Consider the following 21,484-nt stretch of genomic DNA (forward strand, 5'->3'; position numbering starts at 1 on the left):
ATCCGACTGCATGGCAAACCTGCCAAGCAGGCGAGCCTTCTTGCCTTCAATCTTGACAGGGAACATGAGAGACTAGCTGCTGTTGTTGCCTTTTGGCCTTGCGATCCTTGGGCAGATCCGCTGGCGCGAGGTTGACCGTCACCTTCTTCGACGGCATCGATAGACCCGAGGCATGGAGTGCTGCCTGCACGCGCTCGCGGCTTTCGGCCAGCGCCTTGTCTGCAGGCTGACGGTCTGCATGGCGACCTTGCCCGGCGCGATCATCACCTGGACATCGACCGGCACGGCCTCGATCGCAAGAACATTACGAGAAGGGGGCGCCGTCTGATCGCGATCTTAGGCAGAGATGATACACAGTCCGGGACCGCGCGCCCAGTATGGTCAAGCCATCGGTGCCGTGCCGCGCCGCTCTAGGGCGGTGTTGCGGATGATTTCCGCGATTTCCGGGCTGCTGCCGCATAGCATCTGGAAATCCGCCGAGTGCAGCGACAGGAGTGAGACCACCGTTGCGGCGCTGACGGTCGCCATACGCGGTTCGCCGGTGATCAGCGCCATCTCGCCGAAGAAGGCGCCGGGGCCAAGCTCCACCGGGTTCGGCGTCGCGACGCTGACGCGGCCCTCCACGACAAAGAACATCTGATCACCAGGCTCGCCAATACGGCAGACCACCGCGCCCGCCGGCACCGTGCGGGGTCTTAACGCGCGCACGATCTCGACCAGCACGGCCGGGCCGAGCTTCTGAAACAACGGTACGGCAGCGACCAATTGCCAATTCCGGACGAAATCGCCGCGACGGACTTCTTGATAGAAGCCGGTGGCAAGAATGCCGGCCCAGAGCGCGAAGATGCCGATGCCACTCATCATGACCGCCCCGGAAAGGACGCGGCCGGCGAAGCTTTGCGGAATAGCGTCGCCATAGCCGGTAGTAGACAGCGTGACCACCGCCCACCACATTGCCTGGGGGATGCTGCCGAACTTTTCCGGCTGGATGCCGCGTTCGATGACATAGCCCGCGAGCGCGACGCCGAACAGAACGACACCGAAGAGCGTGGTGACGCCGATCAGATTGCGCGCTTCGTTGGCCAGGACTCTGCCCAGCACTGGGAAGAAAGTCGAGTCGCGCAGCGGTTTCAGCAGCCAGACAGCACAGTAGAGGCTCCGGTCCGGTGTGCCGACGAGCAAAAATGCCGCGAGTGGAATCAAAACCGCGAGCACATCGACGGCGATTGCCGGCGTCCTATCCCGAACGTCTCCTTCCCGGCGCTTGAGCAGCGTCGCGACCATTTGGAGGAGATAGGCGCCCCAAATGACGGCGAGCAGGGCAGCCAGAGCCACTCTGGTTCGTTCGGACATGTCCGGTACCGTGAGCGCTGCCACCGCCAGAAGTCCAGGCGCGGCCAGCACCGCGTTGAGCGGCGCGTAAATTCGTAAGATAGGCAGTACCGACATACGATACCCACGAGCGGCTATAATTTGCAAAAATAGAATGCCTTCGAGGCAAGCGCAAAGGTGCCTGTGGTCGCTGCGACTGCGCAGCGCTAACGGGCATTAGCAAATCGACATGGGCGTCGGCCGCATGGCTAAATCGAAGTGCCATCTAAAGGCTTGGTCCCGACTGAGCCAGCACCGGTGTAACGCTGCTCAACACCAGATCAAATCCCAACCTAAGCGGCAGACAGCGAAGCATCCGAAGCCGTATGGTGAGGCGCCAGGCAACGGCGCAGTTAGCGGACCTCATTTGAGAAAGCTAGCAGCTGGCTCCTTCGATGAACGATTCTCCCGTTGGTGCAACAGGCCAGAGACTTAAAGTCTGCTGGATTGATAGCGATAAGCGATTATAGAGGGTCGCCGAAACATAAAAATCGGCCTGGAGCAGGCCGCGTCTTTGGGGAAATAGAGTTGCCGGTCCCAGGCCGGAACGGTGGGCGGCGGGGCTGGCGGTCGCGGGATCGAAGCGAACCATGTGTTCGAGGGTAAAGCGCGCGTTCGCTTTCTGCCATTAATTTCGCACCAAAACGCACAGCCTGTCGGCCAGCAAAAAACGAATGATAACGTTGCCTTATCAACCATTTAGTCATGGTAGTCGCCATCAATCCGTTAGAGTTCCCTATTAGCTCTTCTGCATTCGGTTCGGATACCAAATTGACGGTATGGCTATGATGCCACACGATATGCAAAGGGGACCGGTTCCGAATGTGGGGAACGCTTGTAGCGCTCTTCCGACTCGACCCCCTGAACTCACACAACCATCCTATTTGTACGTCTTGACCGCAATTTACCGCACAGCTTGATCGGTGCCCTTCCGACGGTGGCTGATACGATCTAGATCCTGATCTCTGAATGGAAGTCCGCGCACAAGGGCGGGCATATACCGGCGGCGAGGTCATGAAAAGCGACACCCTCTCCTATCCTCCTCGCGGCCTCTCACGCGAAGAAGCCGCCCGATATGTTGGCGTGGCATAACCCGAATTCGACCAGATGGTTGCTGACCGCCGCATGCCGAAGCCGAAGAAAGTTGACGGTCGCGTGATTTGGGATCGGCTCAAACTCGAAGTGGCCTTTGGCGAACTACCTGGAGACGATGAAGAAAACATCGTCGACGTCCCGTTGCAAGGGAATCAGCGCAGGGAATAGATTCATTCTGCCCTGACCGACAAATATCCCGGCCTCTCCTCCTACACCGATCGTCATGGGAAACTTCGCTGGCGCTATCGGACGAAGGAGCGTGTGGTTAGCCTGCCCGCACCCAATCAACCCGGTTTCAAGGACGCATACCAAGCGGCGGCCGAGGGCCGGAAAGTCCCTAAGGCCCCCGTCGTCCAAATGCCCGGAGCTGCCCGGCACGTTTGGAGCCGCCTTTCAACGGCTGAAGATCTCGGTCAAGTGGCTGGCGCTTGATGAGGCCAGCAAACGCAAGAACACTTGGCTGATCGAACAGTTTTTAGAACTGCGGGTGGTCCCTGACCACCCGCTCATCTGGCGCAACGTTCCGGTTAAGAACCTCAGACGCTTCCATGTCGAAGAACTCCTTGGCCGGTTCATCGCCACGGCCCATAAGGCCAAGCACCTGTTGGTGGGCATTCGCAAGCTGGTCTATGTCGCACTGCGGCAAGATTGGATCGAAATCGACCCCACAGCAGCGGTGGAGTGGCACCCTGCCTATGCTGGCTGGAAGGCTTGGTCGCGCGACGTGATGGCGCAATTCGAAAACCGTTGGCAGCTCGGCATCGCAGCATGCACTTGTTATGGTTTGGCGCTTTGGCTCGGCAACCGCGGCGACGTTGCGGGCCTGCGCTGGGACCAGAGGGGCACCCGTTTCTTCATCGATGGCGTCGAGCGCCACTTCGACTGGTTTGATATCGTTCAAGCCAAGAACAAGGGACGAACTGGCGGCAAGCGGCTTTTTGTGCCGATCACACTGATGCTGTCTGATATCCTGGATGCGGCCGACAGGCGCGGCGAGACCGTCCTGGTCAATGGCTACGGTGAGCCGTTCTCCGCCAAGTCGCTGACTGGCGTGTTGGCGCATCGGTGCAAGCTTGCCGGCCTGCCGAAGGGCCTGACCCTGCATGGATTGAGAAAGTCGCCGACCTCATCCCAAACCGCGTCCTGCAACTCGCTCTTCCGCACCATCGTAAGCAGGTAGAGCCGCATGCCCAAACGGATCGTGGGAAGTGTGGCGATGTGCTCGAGCTGTTTCAGCATCACGAATTTCCGAGGGTGAAAGCGAGCGGTCTTTAGGTACGAACGTGGCAATCGATGCGGGCCCAACTTCAGCGGCTGGGTTAGCCACCTTCTCTCCGTGCAGGATCGCGAAACTGTAAATCTGCTTCAGGATGTCCCGTACATGGATGGCGGTCGCCGGCGCGCCGCGTTCAACGATGCTACCACAGTGGGCGCGTAAATCGTCCGGGGTGATCTCCGTCAGGAGGCGATTGCGCCAGACCGGAAGAAGCTCGCGATCGAAGATGGAACGGCGCATGGCTCGGGTGCTGTCGGCCATTGGAGCGGCACTGAGCCATTTCTCGCCGAACTCCCCAAAACTCTTCGCCTCCTTGAGACGACGTTTCGCGCGCTGCTTCTCGATTGCCGGCGATCGTCCCTCCCTAACGGCGCGCTTCGCGTCGAGGCACCTCTCTCGGGCCAGAGAAAGCGAGATTCCGTCCCGTCCATATCTGCCTAAATAGACCGTCTCGCGGCGTCCGTTGAGCCTGTAGTCCAGTCGAAACGAGATTGCGCCACTGGGCATGACGCGAACATACATGCCGTCACGGTCCGCAATTTTGTACATTTTCTCTCTTGGTTTCAGAGCCTTAAGAGCGGCATCCGTCAGCATTCCCATTGCCTCCTGAAAAAAGTACCGTCAGTACAATTTCGGGGCTGCGTGGCAGGAACTCTCCTTTATTTTCAATGCTTTACAAGCAAAAAAGTACCGTCACGAGCCTCATCGGGACAGACGGTACTTTGGAAAATCCGAGCGAGCAATACGCGGAAGGGCCATCAGGCGGTCCGCCACGGCCAATCTCTGCGCACCGATTGTGGTCGATTGTCCGCGGAGGGATTTATTTTTGTTTCAATGCCTTCCGTCGCAGATTGGCGTGTTTCCTGCGACGTTGGAGTGGGTCTGAATCATTCCCACTCGATCGTCCCCGGCGGTTTCGACGTCACGTCATACACCACCCGGTTGATGCCGCGCACCTCGTTGATGATGCGGGTGGCGGCGGCGGCGAGGAAGTTCATGTCGTAGTGGTAGAAGTCGGCCGTCATGCCGTCGACGGAGGTGACGGCGCGCAATGCGCAGACGAATTCATAGGTGCGGCCGTCGCCCATCACGCCGACCGTCTGCACCGGGAGCAGCACGGCGAAGGCTTGCCAGATGGCGTCGTAGAGGCCGGCCTTGCGGATCTCGTCGAGATAGATGGCGTCGGCTTCGCGCAGGATTTCCAGCTTCTCGCGCGTGATGCCGCCCGGGCAGCGAATGGCGAGGCCGGGGCCTGGGAAGGGATGGCGGCCGATGAAGCTCTCGGGCAGCCCGAGCTCCTTGCCGAGCGCCCTCACCTCGTCCTTGAAGAGTTCGCGCAGCGGTTCGACCAGTTTCATGTTCATGCGCTCGGGCAGGCCGCCGACATTGTGGTGCGACTTGATCGTCACCGACGGGCCGCCGGAGAAGGAGACGCTCTCGATGACGTCGGGATAGAGCGTGCCTTGGGCCAGGAAATCGGCGCCGCCGAGCTTCTTCGCCTCTTCCTCGAACACCTCGATGAATAGCCGGCCGATGGTCTTGCGCTTCTTTTCGGGGTCGGCCTCGCCTTCCAGCGCCGAGATGAAACGGTCGGAAGCATCGACCAGGATCAGCGGCAGGTTATAGTGCTGGCGGAACATCTCCACCACGCCCTTGGCCTCGTCCTTGCGCATCAGGCCGTGGTCGACGAGGATGCAGGTCAGCTGCTCGCCGACCGCCTCGTGGATGAGAAGCGCCGCGACGGAGGAGTCGACGCCGCCCGAAAGCGCGCAGATGACCTTGCCCTTGCCGACCTGCTTGCGGATCGTCTCCACCGCGTGCTCGCGATAGGCGCGCATCGTCCAGTCGCCCTCGATGCCGGCGATGTTGTGGACGAAGTTCCTGAGCAGCCTGGCGCCGTCCGGCGTGTGCACCACTTCCGGATGGAACATGATGCCGTACATCTTGCGCTCGATATCGCCGAAGATCGCGAAGGGCGAGCTTTCCGACTTGCCGAGCACCTTGAAGCCCGGCGGCAGTTCGATGACGCGGTCGCCATGGCTCATCCACACCTGATGGCGCTGGCCGGGCGCCCACAGGCCTTCGAACAGCGGGCTCTCCTTCTCGATCTCGACGAAGGCGCGGCCGAACTCGCGATGATTGGAGCTTTCGGCGACGCCGCCCATCTGCACGCAGAGCGCCATCTGGCCATAGCAGATGCCGAGCACCGGCACGCCGGCGTCGAAGACGACCTGCGGCGCGCGCGGGCTGCCGATGTCGGTGGTCGAAGCCGGGCCGCCCGACAGGATCACCGCTTTCGGCTTGATGCGCTTGAAGGCCGCTTCGGCCGACTGGAACGGCACGATCTCGGAAAAGACGCCGGCCTCGCGGATGCGGCGGGCGATGAGCTGCGTGAACTGGCTGCCGAAATCGACAATCAGAACGGTGTCGGGATGATTGGCTGTCGTCGTCATGGCGAGCCTTTAGAGAAAGAAACGAGTCGGCGCAATGGCTCAGCGCTGCGGCTTTCAGTCCCTTTGGGCCTAACCCAGGCGGATCGCGCCGGATTCGATCGCCTGCTCCAGCAAGCCAACGGCGGCAGCGAGCTTCTCATCGATCACATGCAGATATTCCGTCCAATCATTGACGTGGCGCAGATCGGCCGCGCCGTCGGAAATGCCGCGGAGCCCAATCAGCGGCACACCGAACAGATGGCAGGCGCGCAGGCAGGCGAAGGTCTCCATGTCGACCATGTCGGCATCGATAGCGTCATAGGCGGCGCCGGAAATGATCGCGCCGCCGGTCGAAAGCGAGGCGGTCTTGATGCCCGGGATGACGAAAGGCAGCGGCACCGTCACCGGCAGGTCGAGGAAAGGCGTCGCCCCTTTCTGGAAGCCAAGCGGAGAGGCATCCATGTCGCGATAGCTCACCGACACGGCCTGGTAGATTTCGGTCTGTTCCAGCTTGCGGCTGCCGGCCGAGCCCAGCGAGACGACCAAGTCCGGCAGTGCTCCCTCGGCCTTCAATGCGGCCAGCTCGGCGCCCAACCTGACACCGGCTTCGACCGGACCGACCCCGGTCATCAGCGGCGTGAACAGATTTTTGAGGTGTGGGCCGTATTCGGCCTCCGCCGCGATGACGAAGAGAACAGCCTTGCCGGCGATCTGAACTGCACCCGCCATGGTTCAACCTTCAATTCCGTCGCGGCCGACCACCGTCATCATCGTGCCGGTCAGGTGGCGATCAGCTTGGCCTCGCCGTCGGCTGCGAAGGCGTAGGCCTGGCCATCGGCGACGATGATGGTGCGGCCGGGCTTCGTCACGGAGCCGCGGAACAGGAACCGCTCGCCCCTGCCCGGCGCGAGCAGGTTCACCTTGAACTCGATGGTCAGCACGCCGGAATTCTCCGGCATCAGCGAAAAGGCCGCGTAGCCGCAGGCGGAGTCCAACGCGGTGGAGATGACGCCGGCATGCAGGAAACCGTGCTGCTGGGTCAGCGAAGTTGAATACGGCATTTCGATCTCGATGATGCCGGGCGTCACCAGCGTCAGCTCGGCGCCGATCGTCGCCATCGCCTTCTGGCGGGCAAAGGACGCTCTGACGCGTTCCTCGAAATCCGGAGCGGGTACGATCTTGGCTGCTGCCATGGCGCTTTGCCTCATATTGCTGGCGAAGTTATTGCAGAGCCGGGCAAGACAGGCAATCTTTTATGCTGCAGCGCAGCAAAAGTCGGCATCTTCAAGAAGCACTCCTGCGCAGGGCGTGGAGGTAGAACCCGTCGGTGCCGCTGAGCGCCGGCGACAGCGAGATACCGCCGCTATCGGCAATGCGCGCGGCTCCTTCATGGCCCCGGAAGCGGCTGTCCCAGAGCTGGCGGTGATCGACCGGCGCGAAGCCTTCATGGCGCGCGCGGAACGCCGCGACCTGCTCGCCGTTCTCGGCGTCGAACACCGAACAGGTGATGTAGACCAGCAGGCCGCCCGGCTTGACGAAAGCTTGCGCGGTGTCGAGGATCGCCTGCTGCTCACCCTTGCGGGCATCGAGCTGACGCTCGGTCAGCCGCCATTTGGCGTCGGGACGGCGCCGCCAGGTGCCGCTGCCGGTGCAGGGCGCGTCGATCAGCACGAGGTCCATATGCCCGGTGAGTGGTGCAAGCTCCGCCGGCTTGCTGACGACCTGGACGTTGCGGTTGTGCGAGCGACGGATGCGCTCGAAGATCGGCGCCAGCCGCACCTTTTCCGCGTCATGGGCAAAGAGCTGGCCTGTATTGCCCATCTCGGCCGACAGCGCCAGCGTCTTGCCGCCGGCGCCGGCGCAATAGTCGAGCACCTGCATGCCGGGCGCAGCCCCCGCGAGCGCCGCGGCAAGCTGCGAGCCTTCATCCTGCACTTCGAACCAGCCTTTCTGGAAGGCGGGCTCGGCCTGCACGTTCGGATGTCTGCCGTCGCTGTCGATCGGCGGGATGCGGATGCCATGCGGCGCGATCGCCGTAGGCGCGGCACCGGTGCCCTGGAGCTCGGCCAGCACCTTGGCGCGATCGGCCTGGAGCGTGTTGACCCTCAGGTCCAGCGGCGGGCGCTGCGCGAGAGCGGCGCCTTCCTCGACCCAGGCGTCGCCATAGGCCTGCTCGAGCAACGGCGCGCACCAGTCCGGGACGTCGGCGCGCACAGCATCGGGCGCGTCGCCAAGCCTGCGCTCGGCCGCCGCCTTCAACTCGGACGCGCTGAGCAGCGGCGGCGCGAATTTATCGCCGTCCAGCGCGTCGTTGAGCGACTGCGCCGTCTGCCCCCACTCCAACAGAAGCGCGCCGAAGCCGATGGCGCGCGGCGTGTCCTCGCCGAACAGCCAGCCGGCCGAGCGCCTGCGGCGCAGCGCGTCATAGACGATGTTGCCGATCGCCGCGCGATCGCCGCCGCCGGCGAAGCGATGCGACAGGCCCCAGTCGCGCAGTGCGTCGGCCACCGGCCGGTGCCGCCGGCCGATGTCTTCAAGGACCTCTATGGCCGCCGCCAGCCTTCCGCCCAGTCGCATCCCCGTTTTCCGTAGCTGTTACAAATCGGTTCCAGCCCGCTCATAAAGCCTTTCAGGCCGGGATTGAAACAGTTCCGTTCGGCTTGCCGATGAAAATGATGTTTCAGGACCGGGCGATTTGGCCGAACGGTTTTTCCACCATGAGCGGCGCAGCCAGGAAACAGAACAATCGAACAGAATATGAAAGACTTCTAATGTTTTGATTGACGTCTGTAAGGAAGCCCACAGGCTTAACCTGTCATCTTTCCAAGTGTTGTCCGCAGGAATACTCTTCCGGCAGTGATTCGCGACGCAGGAAACGCGGTTTGGCGGATCCTATGAGGAGAGGGCAATGAAGACTTATCTGGCAGAAGTTCTCGGCACGTTTTTGTTGGTGTTCATCGGCACCGCCTCCGTGGTCACGGGCGGTTTCGGCGGCGCGCTGCCGCTCGGACAGGAAGGCATCGGCCTGGCATTCGGCATCGGCCTGATTGCCGCGGCCTATGCGATCGGCCCGATCTCGGGCGCGCATCTCAATCCGGCGGTGACGCTGGGCGTGTTCCTGGCGGGACGGATGCCGGCCAAGGACGTCGTCCCCTACTGGATCGCGCAGATCATCGGCGCCATCATCGCCTCGCTGGCGCTGTGGATCATCGTTTCCGGCCAGGCCGGCGGCCACACCGGCGGCTTCGGCGCCAATGGCTGGGACGAAACGAAATGGGGCATGAGCTCGGCCTTCCTGTGGGAGCTGATCGGCACCTTCACCTTTGTCACGGTGATCCTCGGCGTCACCAACGCCAAGCATACCACCGCCTTTGCCGGCCTGGTCATCGGCCTGACGCTGGCGGGCATCCACTTCGCCATGATCCCGGTGACCGGTACCTCGGTCAATCCGGCCCGCTCGATCGGCCCGGCGCTGTTTTCGGGTGGTGCTGCGCTCAGCCAGCTCTGGCTGTTCATCGTCGCGCCGCTGATCGGCGGGGCGGTCGCCGGTGTCGTCGCCAAGGCCGGCATGTTCGAAAAGGACTGACCGCAGTTCGATGAAAGTGAAAGGCGCGGGCATGACCCCGCGCCTTTTGCTTGGGAGGTTACGACCTTATTTCGCGATGTCGAAGCGGTCGGCGTTCATCACCTTCGTCCAGGCCTTGACGAAATCCTTGACGAACTTGGCCTTGGCGTCGGCCGAGGCGTAGACTTCTGAAAGCGCGCGCAGCTGCGCGTGCGAGCCGAAGATCAAGTCGGCACGGGTGCCGGTCCACTTCACCTCTTTGGTCTTGCGGTCGCGCGCTTCGTAGACCTCGTCCGAACCGGGCTCGGAGCCGGCCGCCGGGTCCCAGACGGTCGCCATCGAGAGCAGGTTGACAAAGAAGTCGTTGGTGAGCGTGCCCGGCCTGTCGGTGAAGACGCCGTGCTTCGAGCCGCCGGCATTGGCGCCGAGCACGCGCAAGCCGCCGACAAGCACCGTCATCTCCGGCGCCGTCAGCGTCAGCAACTGGGCGCGATCAACCAGCATCGCTTCGACCGACATCGGCAACGTACCGCGGGCATAGTTGCGGAAGCCGTCGACCTTCGGCTCCAGCGCCGCGAAGGAGGCGACGTCCGTCTGCTCTTGCGAAGCATCCATGCGGCCCGGCGTGAAGGGCACCTTGACCTCGTTGCCGCCGTCCTTCGCCGCCTTCTCGACCGCGGCGACGCCGCCAAGCACGATCAGATCGGCGAGCGAGACCTTCTTGTCGCCGGTCTGGGCTGCGTTGAACTCCTTCTGGATGGCTTCCAGCTTGGCCAGCACCTTGGCGAGCTGGGCCGGCTCGTTGACCTCCCAATCCTTCTGGGGCGCCAGACGGATGCGGCCGCCATTGGCGCCGCCGCGCTTGTCCGAGCCGCGGAAGGTCGAGGCCGAGGCCCAGGCGGTCGAGACCAGCTCCGACACCGACAGGCCGGAGGCCAGGATCTTGGCCTTGAGCGCAGCGATGTCGGACTCGCTTACCAGCCCATGGTCGATGGCCGGGATCGGATCCTGCCAGATCAGCTCTTCCTTGGGCACGAGCGGGCCGAGATAGCGCACGACCGGGCCCATGTCGCGATGAGTGAGCTTGAACCAGGCGCGGGCGAAGGCGTCGGCGAACTGGTCCGGGTTCTGGTGGAAGCGGCGCGAGATCTTCTCGTAGGCCGGGTCGAAACGCAGCGCGAGGTCGGTGGTGAGCATGGCCGGCGCGCGACGCTTGGAGGGATTGTGGGCGTCCGGAACGGTACCGGCGCCGGCGCCGCCTTTCGGCGTCCACTGATGGGCGCCGGCCGGGCTCTTCGTCAGCTCCCATTCATAGTTGAAGAGATTGTCGAAGAAATTGTTGCTCCATTTGGTCGGCGTCGTCGTCCAGGTGACCTCGAGGCCCGAGGTGATGGCGTCGCCGGCAATGCCGGAGGCATATTTGCTCGACCAGCCGAGGCCCTGCGCTTCGATGCCGGCGCCTTCCGGCTCGGCGCCCACCAGCGAGGCGTCGCCGGCGCCATGCGTCTTGCCGAAGGTGTGGCCGCCAGCGATCAGTGCCACGGTTTCCTCGTCGTTCATGGCCATGCGGCCGAAGGTCTCGCGGATGTCGCGCGCGGCGGCGACCGGATCCGGCTTGCCGTTCGGGCCTTCCGGGTTGACGTAGATCAGGCCCATCTGGACGGCGCCGAGATGGCCGCGAAGCTCACGGTCGCCAGAATAGCGCTCGTCGCCGAGCCACTTGGTTTCGGAGCCCCAATCCACGTCCTGCTCCGGCTCCCACACGTCGGCGCGGCCACCGGCAAAGCCGAAGGCCTTGAAGCCCATCGATTCCAGCGCGACGTTGCCGGTGAGGATCAGAAGGTCGGCCCAGGAGATCTTGCGGCCGTATTTCTGCTTGACCGGCCACAGCAGCCGGCGCGCCTTGTCGAGGTTGGCGTTGTCCGGCCAGCTGTTCAGCGGCGCGAAGCGCTGCTGACCGGCGCCGGCGCCGCCGCGGCCGTCGCCGATGCGATAGGTGCCGGCGCTGTGCCAGGCCATGCGGATGAAGAGCGGCCCGTAATGGCCGAAGTCGGCCGGCCACCAGTCCTGCGAATCCGTCATGACCTTGTGCAGGTCTGCGATCACCGCATCGAGGTCGAGGCTCGCGAACTCCTTGGCGTAGTCGAAATCTTCGTCCATCGGGTCCGAGAGGTTCGATTGCTGATGCAGGACAGCAAGGTCGAGCTGGTTCGGCCACCAGTCACGGTTGCTCCGTCTGGATCCGTGCGCCACCGGGCATTTGCCAGCGCTATTGTCGTCGGTTTTCGCGTCCATCTTAGTCTCCCGATTCTGCCGAGGTTTTGCCGTGGTTGCATTTTGCCGAGGTTGATTTTTCCCGAAATTTCGGGGGCAGCCGCTGGCCACGCCAACCTGGAATGATTCCAGACTAGGCCGGCCTGCCGATAAAGACAAATTGCCTTTCCTGTTTCGTTTGATAGGATTTTCTTATGATTGGCCTCACCGTCCGGCAAATGCAGTATTTCGACGCGCTGGCGCAGACGCTGCATTTCGGCCGCGCGGCGAAGCTTGCCGGCGTCAGTCAGCCGGCCCTTTCCGCGCAGATCGCCGAGATGGAAGGGCGCCTGAACTGCCTGTTGTTCGAGCGCGGCGGCAAGGCGGTGCGCATGACCGACGAGGCGCTTGCCCTGCAGCCGCGAATCGAGCGCATTCTGGCCGATATACGTGACGTCGAGACGACTGCCCGGCGCGGCCGCCCGACCATGCAAGGACGCTTCCGGCTGGGCATCATTCCGACGGTCGCGCCCTATCTCCTGCCGCATGTGCTCCCGGAGCTGAAAAGGCACTATCCTTTCCTGCAGCTCGAATTGCGCGAGGCGGTGACCGCGTCGCTGGTCGAGGACGCGGCCACCGGCCGGCTCGACGCCTTCATCGCGGCCTTGCCGCTCGATCAGCCGGCGATCGTCACCGAAGCGCTTTTCCCCGACCGCTTCTTCCTCGCCGTTCCCGCCGGAGATCCGGCCTTCGCCTCACCGCCGGTGCCGCCCGAAAGCCCGGCGCTGGAGCGGCTGATGCTTCTGGAGGAAGGCCACTGCCTGCGCGAGCAGGCCCTGGCCATCTGCGGCAATGTGCGGCCGGTGGCGATGGCAAGCTATGGCGCGACAAGCCTGACGACGCTCCTGCAGATGGTGGCGCATGGGCTCGGCGTCACGCTGGTGCCGGAAATGGCGACAAGTGCGGCCGGCGTCATGCCGGATCTGAGGATCGTGCCGTTCCAAGAGCCGATGCCGCAGCGCATGATCTGCATGGCCTGGCGCCGCAACAAGGTAAGGCAGGACGAGTGCGTTGAACTGGCGCGGATCATACGCAGGCTGGACCGTGCGGTGCTTGCGGCGTGACTGTCAGAGATAATTTAAGAGTCGCCTTGGATCGCCCGATCGTTCGCAGGCGCCATGGTCTCGCGCGCCTCCCGTTTTAGCACTTTCTCAGCACCAAACACTTTGTAGGGCAACGTATTTTGTACCGAGATCCGTTGCAGAACGACGAATGTTTACGTCCCCTTGGCTTGCGAAGAAGCGTCAGGTGATAGACGAGAATGTTCTTCACCGTTGCAAATAACTTCACTGAGGTGCCCACCGAAGCGTATGACGCAGCATTTCTCGTCGTAGACAATTGGGATGACTGGTTCAGCTATCGAACCATGTTCACCCTTTGGGTATTTGATGAGCAAGGAACCCGACATCGGGTTGGCTCTGTAAAAATTGGTCAAGATGGTTTGCGACCGTCAGGGGCAGTGGGCCCAGGTGCTCGCTCGCCGGAATTAGATAACACTTTCGATAGCCTTGACGATCGGTTCTTCTCGCTGGGGCAAGACGAGAACTACTATGAAACTCTGAATAGCTTGTCTATCTCTCAGCGAGATCGGGTACTTCTAGGCTTGCGCGATTGTGCGTTTGACTTGGATATTTTCAACTCAGCTCGTGACCAACAGGTTATGCAACGCTCGTTGCTTCGTAGCGTTGACACACGTAATATTCGTGGCCGCTTAAATAGACTCTCTCGCGGAGATGCCACGCTAACAGAATTTAACTTTGAATAGGTGACGAAGTTACCCCACCGGTCATCGGGTTTAACATTATACCTGAGACGGAGCCACCGACAAATGTCCACGTTCTTATTGGGCGCAATGGTGTTGGCAAGACTCGATGCATGCGAGGGATCGCGACCGCATTGCTTGGTCGAAAACTGGAAGAAGACGATGAGTCAATCGGTGATATTGCTGTCGTCGCCGCTGAGGGGGAGGAATGGTCTTTCTCGGGCTTAGTTATGATTTCATTCAGTGCATTCGATGACTTTGATCTTCGCCCGCTTGCGAATGACTTGATCCGCTCAAGTCAGGTTGGCCTCCTCCAATGGCAAACCGACGAAAACGATACAGAGTTCATGACGCGAAAAACTCCAGCTGATCTCGCGATGGACTTTCAAGAGAGCTTTGCCTCCTGCCGTCAGGGACTACGATCAATGCGCTGGCGCGCAGCGGTAGAAACGCTTGAAACAGACGATCTTTTTGCCGAGGCAAACGTTGCGACGCTCCTGGATTTGGACGATGAAAATTGGGGCGAAGAGGCAGTTCTATTATACAAAAGACTGAGCTCGGGCCATGCGATCGTGCTACTCACTATAACTCGCTTGGTCGAGCTCGTAGATGAGCGAACACTTGTACTACTCGACGAACCGGAGGGTCACCTTAACCCGCCTTTGCTATCTGCTTTTATCCGCGCGTTATCTGACCTTTTAGTTAAGCGAAACGGAGTAGCCATAGTTGCCACTCACTCCCCGGTAGTTCTGCAAGAAGTGCCGCAGTCTTGCGCATGGAAACTCCGTCGTTCCGGGCGCGTTTCGGTGGCTGAGCGCCCATCAATCGAGACCTTTGGCGAAAATGTTGGCATTCTGACACGCGAAGTGTTTTCGAGGTTACGAAATCTGGCTTTCACCAGATGCTTGACTCTGCAGTTAACCAACGAGGTCTTGGGTATGATGCAGTCTTGGAACATTTTGGAGGGCAACTCGGCGCCGAGGCGCGGGCGATAGTCCAGGCCCTCGTAGCCGAGCGCGACGCCGGAATATAGCAATCTATGCGTCGACTCATACTTCCTGCATATTCAGCTCGCAATGTCGTCAATCAATGCGCCAAGAGCATCCAGGATAAAGACCTCTCAGCTCGCCTTGAACACATCGGTGAGCAAATTGAAAAAGCCGAGATAACTTATAGGCAACATGGAACAGCCGAGACGCTTTTCACCATAGCTCAGTCAACCAGCGTTGGGGCTATGACTATAGAAGATATGAAGCGGGTATATAAAGGGACCTTTGTGAAGAGCAAAGGCACGCGCTACATCTATGATGCTATCAAAAAGCTTCCACCAAATGATATCTGTCCTATGTGCGGTCAACGAACGGTGGGGACACTCGATCACTACCTCGCACAATCGCATCATGCCGCATTCGTGATCACGCCTGCGAATTTGGTCCCCGCTTGCGGGGACTGCAACAAGGCGAAGCTTGATGCGCAGCCTACGGGCGCGGACCAGCAAACGCTGCATCCTTATTTCGACAACGTGGATGATGAACTTTGGCTTTGTGCAATTGTTGAAGAACGCAGCCCTGCCGCGCTTCTGTACACGCCCGATCCGCCGCCTCATTGGCCAGAGACGATGAAAAAGCGACTGCGTTTACATTTCCAGAAATTTGGATTGGGCGCTTTGTATGCCTCACACTCTGCCGTGGAACTTACAAACATTCGATACGGACTGCAGCGTATCGCAGAGCGCGGTACAACGGATGATATTCGAGCCGAGCTTATACGGCGGGCGGAAAGTAGCTGGGCAGCTAACATTAATTCCTGGCAAACCGCGATGTATATTGCGCTGGCCAATTCGGACTGGTTTTGCGGGGGCGGATACTGATAAGTCCACGCCGCCCATTGGGGCCAATAGAGAAATCTTTTCATCTCGGACGAATAACGTCTTCGCCGCCGCGGATGGCGAGTCTTGGCGCGGAAGCGGTCGGGCATGCGGAGTGGACGGCGATAGCAAGGATGGCTTGTGGACCGCTACCCGCCACTCATCCGATCGCGGCCAGTTCTCACGGCACAAAGATCAGAAACACATAGGTGAAAAACACCACGACATGGACCATGCCGGTCAGGAACGTCGTTCTTTCGGTGCTGAAGCTGACGCTGCAGATGAAAAGCGCCAGCACCAGAAGCACGGCATCGGACGCCGGGAGCCCCAGGGTCAGCCCCCTGCCCGTCAGCAGGCTGGCGGCCGCGACCGCCGGTATTGTTAAACCGATCGTGGCGCAGGCCGAGCCCATCGCGACGTTCAGGCTGCGCTGCAGCTCATTGTTGAAGGCGGCCCGGATCGCCGAGATCGCCTCCGGCATCAAAACCAGTGCCGCGATCATTGCTCCCACGATGCTGTCGGCCTGGGTCACTTTATAGGCGGCGAGCGCATCCTCCACGCTCGCGGCGACCTGCTCGGCGAGCAGGACAATGCCGATGAGCCCGCTCAACAGCAGCAGGGCGCTGACGAGAATGCTTTTGTGGGACGCGGTCCGCGTCGGAACGTCGTGCGCCTGCCCCTGGACGAAGTCCTCCCGGTGCCGGACGGTCTGGGCAAACACGAAGCTCGCATAGAGCAACACCGAAAGGACGCTGACGAAACCAAGCTGAGCCGCCGAAAACGTGCCGGGATCGGTAGCCTGGGTGTAGGTCGGAAGAATAAGCGTCATCACGGTCAGCGCGATCAGAACCGACAGGTATGCGTTGGTGCCTTGCCGGAGGATCGCCTGCTTGCGGTAGCGCCAGCCGCCAAGCGTGAGACAAATGCCGACGACGCCGGTGGAGGTGATCATCACTGTCGAGAAAACGGACTCGCGCGCCAGCGTCGGGTTGTTTTCTCCATGCAGCATCATGGAGACGATGATCGACACTTCGATTGCCGTCACCGCAAAAGTCAGCACCAAAGTTCCATAGGGCTCGCCCACGCGCAAGGCGACTGCCTCGGCGTGGTCGAGCACGACGAAAATGGTGGTGAACATGATGGCGCTCGACAGCGCTCCGACGAGGATCCTGGTATTCAGCGACCCTTCGTCGACCGAAAGGCCGCTGGCCCTGACCGCGAAAGCCATTGCCAGCGCGGCCAACGGCATTGTGTAGGAAGTCACCGATCGCCCGTAACCAGTCATCGAAGCCCCCGAATGCCAGGCGTTTGCGCGAGCTTAGCGGAAAAGCGCGTGGGGAGCACCTCTCATGGGCATCCTTGCAGCATTTCAAAACATGATTGGGGACCGGGCGCCGTTTATGGCGTCGAACGTCTCGATGGCCTTGCGAACCGCCCCACAGAATTTTTGCAGAAGTTCCGGCTCGGTCCCCAATCGGCGGCGCAGCGAGAAGGGCACTTCCAGTTGCGCTCCTTTCCCGGTTAGCCCGCGGTTGACGATGTTGGTATCCTGGAGACCGGGAAAGGGATGGTTGTCCCTTTTTGTCTGGAAACCGGCCTCTTGCAGACGCCCGGCTAACTCTGAAACCAGCGCGGCGTCCTTGCCGCCCAGGTAGACTGTCGAGAAATCGTCGCGATCCTGACGGCCGTGGATAGCGACGACGGTGGACTTCGTCCGCAACAGTTCGAGCGCGGTTGCCTCGTCAAAGTTCCTGGACGTTATATGCAGTTCCCTGTTGCTTTCCGGCATCAGCCCTTCAAAGCAATACATATCGAGATCGGCCCCTGCTATCGTCTCGGTGATCAGCGAGGTGCGAGGCTCGATTTTGCCGCCATGCGGAGCCATGACGATCGCACCGCCGGTTCGCGCGCCACGCCGGACGATGATGCGATAATCTATGTTTTCGATTTTGGCGGCTTTGAGCGCCGCGAAATTTGGAAACTCGTTGTCCATGGATGCCGTTTCACGCCGTCTTCTGCGCCACCAGTCCCAGTTCCTCCACCATCGCCTCGCGCATCAGGAACTTCTGCGGCTTGCCGGTCACCGTCATCGGCAGCTCGGTGCGGAAGCGGATGTAGCGCGGCACCTTGTAATGCGCGATCTGGCCGGCGCAGAAGGCCTTGATCTCCTCGGCGGTGGCGATCTGGTCGGGCTTCAGCACGATCCAGGCGCAGAGCTCCTCGCCATATTTGTCGTCCGGGATGCCGAAGACCTGCACTTCCTTGATCTTGGGATGGCGATAAAGGAATTCCTCGACCTCGCGCGGATAGACGTTCTCGCCGCCGCGGATGACCATGTCCTTCGCCCGGCCGACGATGTTGCAATAGCCCTCGGCGTCGATGGTGGCGAGGTCGCCGGTGTGCATCCAGCCGTCGGCGTCGATCGCCTCGCGGGTCTTTTCGGCGTCGTCCCAATAGCCCTTCATCACCGAATAGCCGCGCGTGCAGAGCTCGCCCGGCTCGCCGACCGCGACGGTGGCGCCGTCGGCGCCGATCGCCTTGACCTCGACATGCGGGTGGATGCGGCCGACGGTGGAGACGCGCTTTTCCAGCGGATCGTCGACGCTGCTTTGGAAGGAGACAGGACTGGTCTCGGTCATGCCATAGGCGATGGTCACCTGGCTCATATGCATCAGCGACACCACCTTCTTCATCACCTCGATCGGGCATGGCGAGCCGGCCATGATGCCGGTGCGCAGGCTGGAGAGGTCGAAGCTCGAAAAATCCGCATGGTCGAGCATGGCGACGAACATGGTCGGCACGCCGTAGAGGCCGGTGCAGCGTTCCTGCGCGACCGCCTTGAGCGTCGCGCCGGCGTCAAAACCCTCGCCCGGGAAGACCATTGTCGCGCCTTTCGACACACAGCCCATCGTGCCCATCGACATGCCGAAGCAGTGATAGAGCGGCACCGGGATGCAGAGCCGATCGTCGACGGTGAGCTTTATCGCCGAGGTGACGAAATTGCCGTTGTTGACGATGTTGGAATGCGTCAGCGTCGCGCCCTTCGGCGCGCCGGTGGTGCCGGAGGTGAACTGGATGTTGATGGCCTCGCCGGGCTTCAGGCCTTCGGAGATGCGGTCGAGGCTGTCATGCTCGTCGCGGCCGGCCATGGCGAGCACGTCACCGAAATTGAACATGCCGGGCGAGTTGTCGTCGCCCATGCGGATGACGATCTTGAGCGCCGGCAGTTTCTTCGCCTTGAGCTTGCCAGGCTCGGCCCTGGCTAGTTCAGGCGCCAATGTCTCGATCATGCCGAGGTAGTCGGAGGTCTTGAACTGAGCGGCGGTAACCAGCGCCTTGCAGCTGACTTTGTTCAATGCGTATTCGAGCTCGGTCAGCCGATAGGCCGGGTTGATGTTGACCAGGATCAAGCCGATGCGGGCGGTGGCGAACTGCGTCACCAGCCATTCCCAGCGGTTTGGCGACCAGATGCCGACGCGGTCGCCCTTTTCCAGCCCAAGCGCCAGGAAACCGGCGGCCAAGGCGTCGACCGCATCCGACAGCTCGCTCCACGTGAAGCGCTTGTCCTGGCCGACGAAGACGGCAGCGTCGAGCGTCGCGTATCTGCTCACCGTTTCGGAAAACAATTCAGGGATGGTCTTGTCGAGCAGGGGCACCGAGCGGTCGCCCGACACATGCGCCTTGCCGCCAACCGGAGCAATGAAGCTGTTGCGCGTTTTGCGCAGATTGGTGGCGTTCATGAGCTCGTCGAGTTTGATCGGCATCGCCGTCACCTCCCGGGATAAGCCAGCCTATCAGCCGATGAGGGCGGTGGAAATCCGTCAAAGGTCCCCCTCCCCTTGAGGGCGCTCAAGGGTGAGGCAGGACGCTCATCTTAGCGGCGATGTCGCGCAAGACCGCTTCGTCGGCCGCATCGCGCTGCTTCTTCGAAGCAACCAGACAAGCCTGCGACTTCAGGATCACGCCGTCGCCCAGCACTTTGAGGTGGTTGGCGCGCAGCGTCGAGCCGGTGGTGGTGATGTCGACGATGACGTCGGCCAGCCCCGCCGCCGGCGCGCCTTCGGTGGCGCCGAGGCTTTCGACGATGCGGTAGACCTGGATGCCGTGCTTGAGCGAAAAGAACTGCTGCGTCAGCCGCCAGTATTTAGTGGCGATCCTGAGCCTCCGGCCGTGGCGCTGGCGGAAATCGGCGGCGACGTCATCGAGGTCGGCCATGCTGTCGACGTCCAGCCAGATGTCCGGCACCGCGACCACGACATCGGCATGGCCGAAGCCGAGGCGCGCAACGATCTCGGCGCGCGCCTCCCAGTCGGCGAGGTTCTCGCGCAAAAGGTCCTCGCCGGTGATGCCGAGATCGACTGCGCCCTGGCCGATCTCGCCGGCGATCTCGGACGCGGACAGGAAGGCCACCTCGACATTGTCGAGACCGTCGATGCGGGCGCGGTATTTACGGTCGTCCTCTGGCAAGGCGACAGCCAGGCCGGCCCTGGCCAGCACTTCGAGCGACTGCTCCTTGAGACGGCCTTTCGACGGGATCGCCAGCGTGATCATTTGGCGTTCTCCCGCAAGGCTTCGATGCGATCGAGCCAAACCGAGAAGCCGACGCCTGGGATCGGCTTTTTTGCTCCCAGCAGCGTCAGCAGCCGGTCGTAGCGACCGCCCCCGACCAGCGGGCGATCGCCATCCGCCGCCGCGATCTCGAAGACAAGGCCCGTGTAGTAATCGAGCGGACGGCCGAAGGCGGCGTCATAGCGGATTTCTGCCGCCGACAGCCCATGCGCCTCGATCGCCTTGGCGCGGGCGGCGAAGTTCTCCAGCGCCGATCCCAGCGACAGGCCGGCATCGGCGGCGAATTTTTCCAGCGCCGCGGTCGCGCTGTCGAGCGAGACATCGATCTCGAGAAAACCTTTCAGTGCCGAGAAGGCGTCATCGGACAGCCGCACGCTGCGCAGTTGCGCTTTCTCGATCAGCCGGCGCGCGATATCGGCCGGGGCACGGCCGGACGACGCCGACAATCCGGCTTCCTCCATGCCTTCGGCAATATGCGCGGCAAGGTCTTCCGCATCGCCGTCGAGCGCCAGCAGGGCTACCGGACCAGAGAGCTGGCTGTTGCGCGGCGGATTGGCGAGATCGGCAAGGGCTGCCTCCAGCATCGGCGCCGAGCCGAAGGCACGCGCAAGGCGCATTCGCCAACCGCGCGGCAGGCCGAGCGCCGCCAGCACCGCTTCGAACAGCGTCTGGTCGCCGAGGGTGATGGCGAGCTCCCGGCCGGGCAGCACCAGCGACAGCAGTGCATGCGCGTCGGCCAGCGAACGGGCATCGGCGGCGGCCGTGTCGCGGTCGCCGAGATCCTCGATGCCGGCCTGAAAGAACTCGTTGCCGCCGTCGCGGCGCTGGCGGAACACCTCGCCCAGATAGGAATAGCGGCGGGGGGTGCCGGCCTGGCTGGCGATGTGATCGAGACAGACAGGAATGGTGAATTCGGGCCGCAGGCACAGCGTCTTGCCGGTCTCGCTTTCCGTCAGGAAGATGCGCCGGCGCAGGTCTTCGCCGGCCATGTCGAGGAACGGGTCGGCCGGCTGCAGCACGGCGACTTCCACCGCGTGGGTGTCGCGGGCGGCGAAGAGTTTGACGATGTCGGCAGCGATGGCGGGACGGCTGGTCATGCGGCGCCCCTTCCCCTTCTCCCCTGGTGGGAGAAGGTGGATCGGCGCGCAGCGCCGAGACGGATGAGGGGTGTTGGAAGGAATGAGACGCCGGCGTTCCCTGGAACACCCCTCATCCGACCGAGCTTCGCTCGGCC

Annotated in this window: 16 protein-coding genes and 4 pseudogenes; 7 read left to right on the plus strand and 13 right to left on the minus strand. The window is 61.9% G+C overall.

The window, feature by feature from the left end; genetic code table 11:
* Positions 1 to 103: 103 nt before the first annotated feature.
* Positions 104 to 294, minus strand: a pseudogene (locus tag LB528_RS26580) (magnesium chelatase domain-containing protein); the annotation flags it as partial.
* An 87-nt stretch (positions 295 to 381) separates the two neighbouring features.
* The gene (locus tag LB528_RS26585) at positions 382 to 1,449 is read right to left on the minus strand and encodes a cyclic nucleotide-gated potassium channel (protein ID WP_224716877.1); all 1,068 of its coding nucleotides are present in this window, start codon (positions 1,447 to 1,449) and stop codon (positions 382 to 384) included.
* Between the two features lie 936 nt (positions 1,450 to 2,385).
* Here LB528_RS26585 and LB528_RS26590 point away from each other — a divergent pair.
* Together LB528_RS26590 and LB528_RS26595 are read left to right on the plus strand one after the other, a co-directional pair.
* Positions 2,386 to 2,634: pseudogene (locus LB528_RS26590) on the plus strand (hypothetical protein).
* Positions 2,635 to 2,725: 91 nt separating this feature from the next.
* Positions 2,726 to 3,646, plus strand: coding sequence for an integrase (locus LB528_RS26595; protein ID WP_224716878.1), 921 nt, complete (start codon positions 2,726 to 2,728; stop codon positions 3,644 to 3,646).
* On the opposite strand, the pseudogene LB528_RS26600 reads toward LB528_RS26595, so the two are convergent.
* The 5 genes and pseudogenes from LB528_RS26600 to LB528_RS26620 form a co-directional block, all read right to left on the minus strand.
* Positions 3,574 to 4,336: pseudogene (locus LB528_RS26600) on the minus strand (tyrosine-type recombinase/integrase); the annotation flags it as partial. The gene LB528_RS26595 and the pseudogene LB528_RS26600 sit on opposite strands and share 73 nt — an antisense overlap.
* Positions 4,337 to 4,629: 293 nt before the next feature.
* Entirely contained in the window at positions 4,630 to 6,195 is a 1,566-nt protein-coding gene (gene guaA / locus LB528_RS26605) for a glutamine-hydrolyzing GMP synthase (protein ID WP_224716879.1), read from the minus strand.
* 69 nt (positions 6,196 to 6,264) lie between these two features.
* Positions 6,265 to 6,903, minus strand: coding sequence for a 5'-methylthioadenosine/S-adenosylhomocysteine nucleosidase (locus tag LB528_RS26610; protein WP_224716880.1), 639 nt, complete (start codon positions 6,901 to 6,903; stop codon positions 6,265 to 6,267).
* Positions 6,904 to 6,906: 3 nt separating this feature from the next.
* Positions 6,907 to 7,367, minus strand: a pseudogene (locus LB528_RS26615) (PaaI family thioesterase).
* Between the two features lie 91 nt (positions 7,368 to 7,458).
* Positions 7,459 to 8,751: an RsmB/NOP family class I SAM-dependent RNA methyltransferase gene (locus LB528_RS26620; RefSeq protein WP_224716881.1), complete on the minus strand. Its 1,293-nt coding sequence runs from the start codon at positions 8,749 to 8,751 to the stop codon at positions 7,459 to 7,461.
* 331 nt (positions 8,752 to 9,082) lie between these two features.
* Between LB528_RS26620 and LB528_RS26625 the strand changes: the two genes are divergently transcribed.
* Positions 9,083 to 9,760, plus strand: coding sequence for an MIP family channel protein (locus LB528_RS26625; protein ID WP_224515654.1), 678 nt, complete (start codon positions 9,083 to 9,085; stop codon positions 9,758 to 9,760).
* 66 nt (positions 9,761 to 9,826) lie between these two features.
* On the opposite strand, the gene katG is transcribed toward LB528_RS26625, so the two are convergent.
* Positions 9,827 to 12,034: a catalase/peroxidase HPI gene (gene katG, locus LB528_RS26630; protein WP_224716882.1), complete on the minus strand. Its 2,208-nt coding sequence runs from the start codon at positions 12,032 to 12,034 to the stop codon at positions 9,827 to 9,829.
* Positions 12,035 to 12,207: 173 nt separating this feature from the next.
* Here katG and LB528_RS26635 point away from each other — a divergent pair, with 173 nt between their 5' ends.
* The 4 genes from LB528_RS26635 (at position 12,208) to LB528_RS26650 (ending at position 15,684) form a co-directional block, all read left to right on the plus strand.
* The gene (locus LB528_RS26635) at positions 12,208 to 13,116 is read left to right on the plus strand and encodes a hydrogen peroxide-inducible genes activator (RefSeq protein ID WP_224515659.1); all 909 of its coding nucleotides are present in this window, start codon (positions 12,208 to 12,210) and stop codon (positions 13,114 to 13,116) included.
* Positions 13,117 to 13,313: 197 nt separating this feature from the next.
* Positions 13,314 to 13,817, plus strand: a complete 504-nt coding sequence (locus LB528_RS26640; RefSeq protein ID WP_224716883.1) for a hypothetical protein — start codon at positions 13,314 to 13,316, stop codon at positions 13,815 to 13,817.
* Between the two features lie 110 nt (positions 13,818 to 13,927).
* On the plus strand, positions 13,928 to 14,809 hold the full coding sequence (locus LB528_RS26645; RefSeq protein WP_224716884.1) for an AAA family ATPase: 882 nt from the start codon (positions 13,928 to 13,930) through the stop codon (positions 14,807 to 14,809).
* A 44-nt stretch (positions 14,810 to 14,853) separates the two neighbouring features.
* On the plus strand, positions 14,854 to 15,684 hold the full coding sequence (locus tag LB528_RS26650) for an HNH endonuclease (RefSeq protein ID WP_224716885.1): 831 nt from the start codon (positions 14,854 to 14,856) through the stop codon (positions 15,682 to 15,684).
* Positions 15,685 to 15,862: 178 nt separating this feature from the next.
* Here the strand turns inward: LB528_RS26650 and LB528_RS26655 are convergent, their stop codons facing one another.
* From LB528_RS26655 to LB528_RS26675, 5 genes are all read right to left on the minus strand, one after another.
* A complete protein-coding gene (locus LB528_RS26655; RefSeq protein ID WP_224716886.1) occupies positions 15,863 to 16,819 on the minus strand; it encodes a calcium:proton antiporter in 957 nt (318 codons plus the stop codon).
* 231 nt (positions 16,820 to 17,050) lie between these two features.
* Complete coding sequence (locus LB528_RS26660) at positions 17,051 to 17,674, minus strand: poly-gamma-glutamate hydrolase family protein (RefSeq protein WP_224515671.1); 624 nt, start codon at positions 17,672 to 17,674, stop codon at positions 17,051 to 17,053.
* A gap of 10 nt (positions 17,675 to 17,684) precedes the next feature.
* On the minus strand, positions 17,685 to 19,445 hold the full coding sequence (locus LB528_RS26665; protein WP_224716887.1) for an AMP-binding protein: 1,761 nt from the start codon (positions 19,443 to 19,445) through the stop codon (positions 17,685 to 17,687).
* Between the two features lie 85 nt (positions 19,446 to 19,530).
* The gene (gene hisG / locus LB528_RS26670; RefSeq protein ID WP_224515676.1) at positions 19,531 to 20,232 is read right to left on the minus strand and encodes an ATP phosphoribosyltransferase; all 702 of its coding nucleotides are present in this window, start codon (positions 20,230 to 20,232) and stop codon (positions 19,531 to 19,533) included.
* Positions 20,229 to 21,347, minus strand: a complete 1,119-nt coding sequence (locus tag LB528_RS26675) for an ATP phosphoribosyltransferase regulatory subunit (RefSeq protein WP_224716888.1) — start codon at positions 21,345 to 21,347, stop codon at positions 20,229 to 20,231. Before LB528_RS26675 ends, hisG begins: the two co-directional genes overlap by 4 nt.
* Positions 21,348 to 21,484 lie beyond the last annotated feature (137 nt).

This window comes from Mesorhizobium sp. CA4 (assembly GCF_020165075.1).
Taxonomy (GTDB): Bacteria; Pseudomonadota; Alphaproteobacteria; order Rhizobiales; family Rhizobiaceae; genus Mesorhizobium.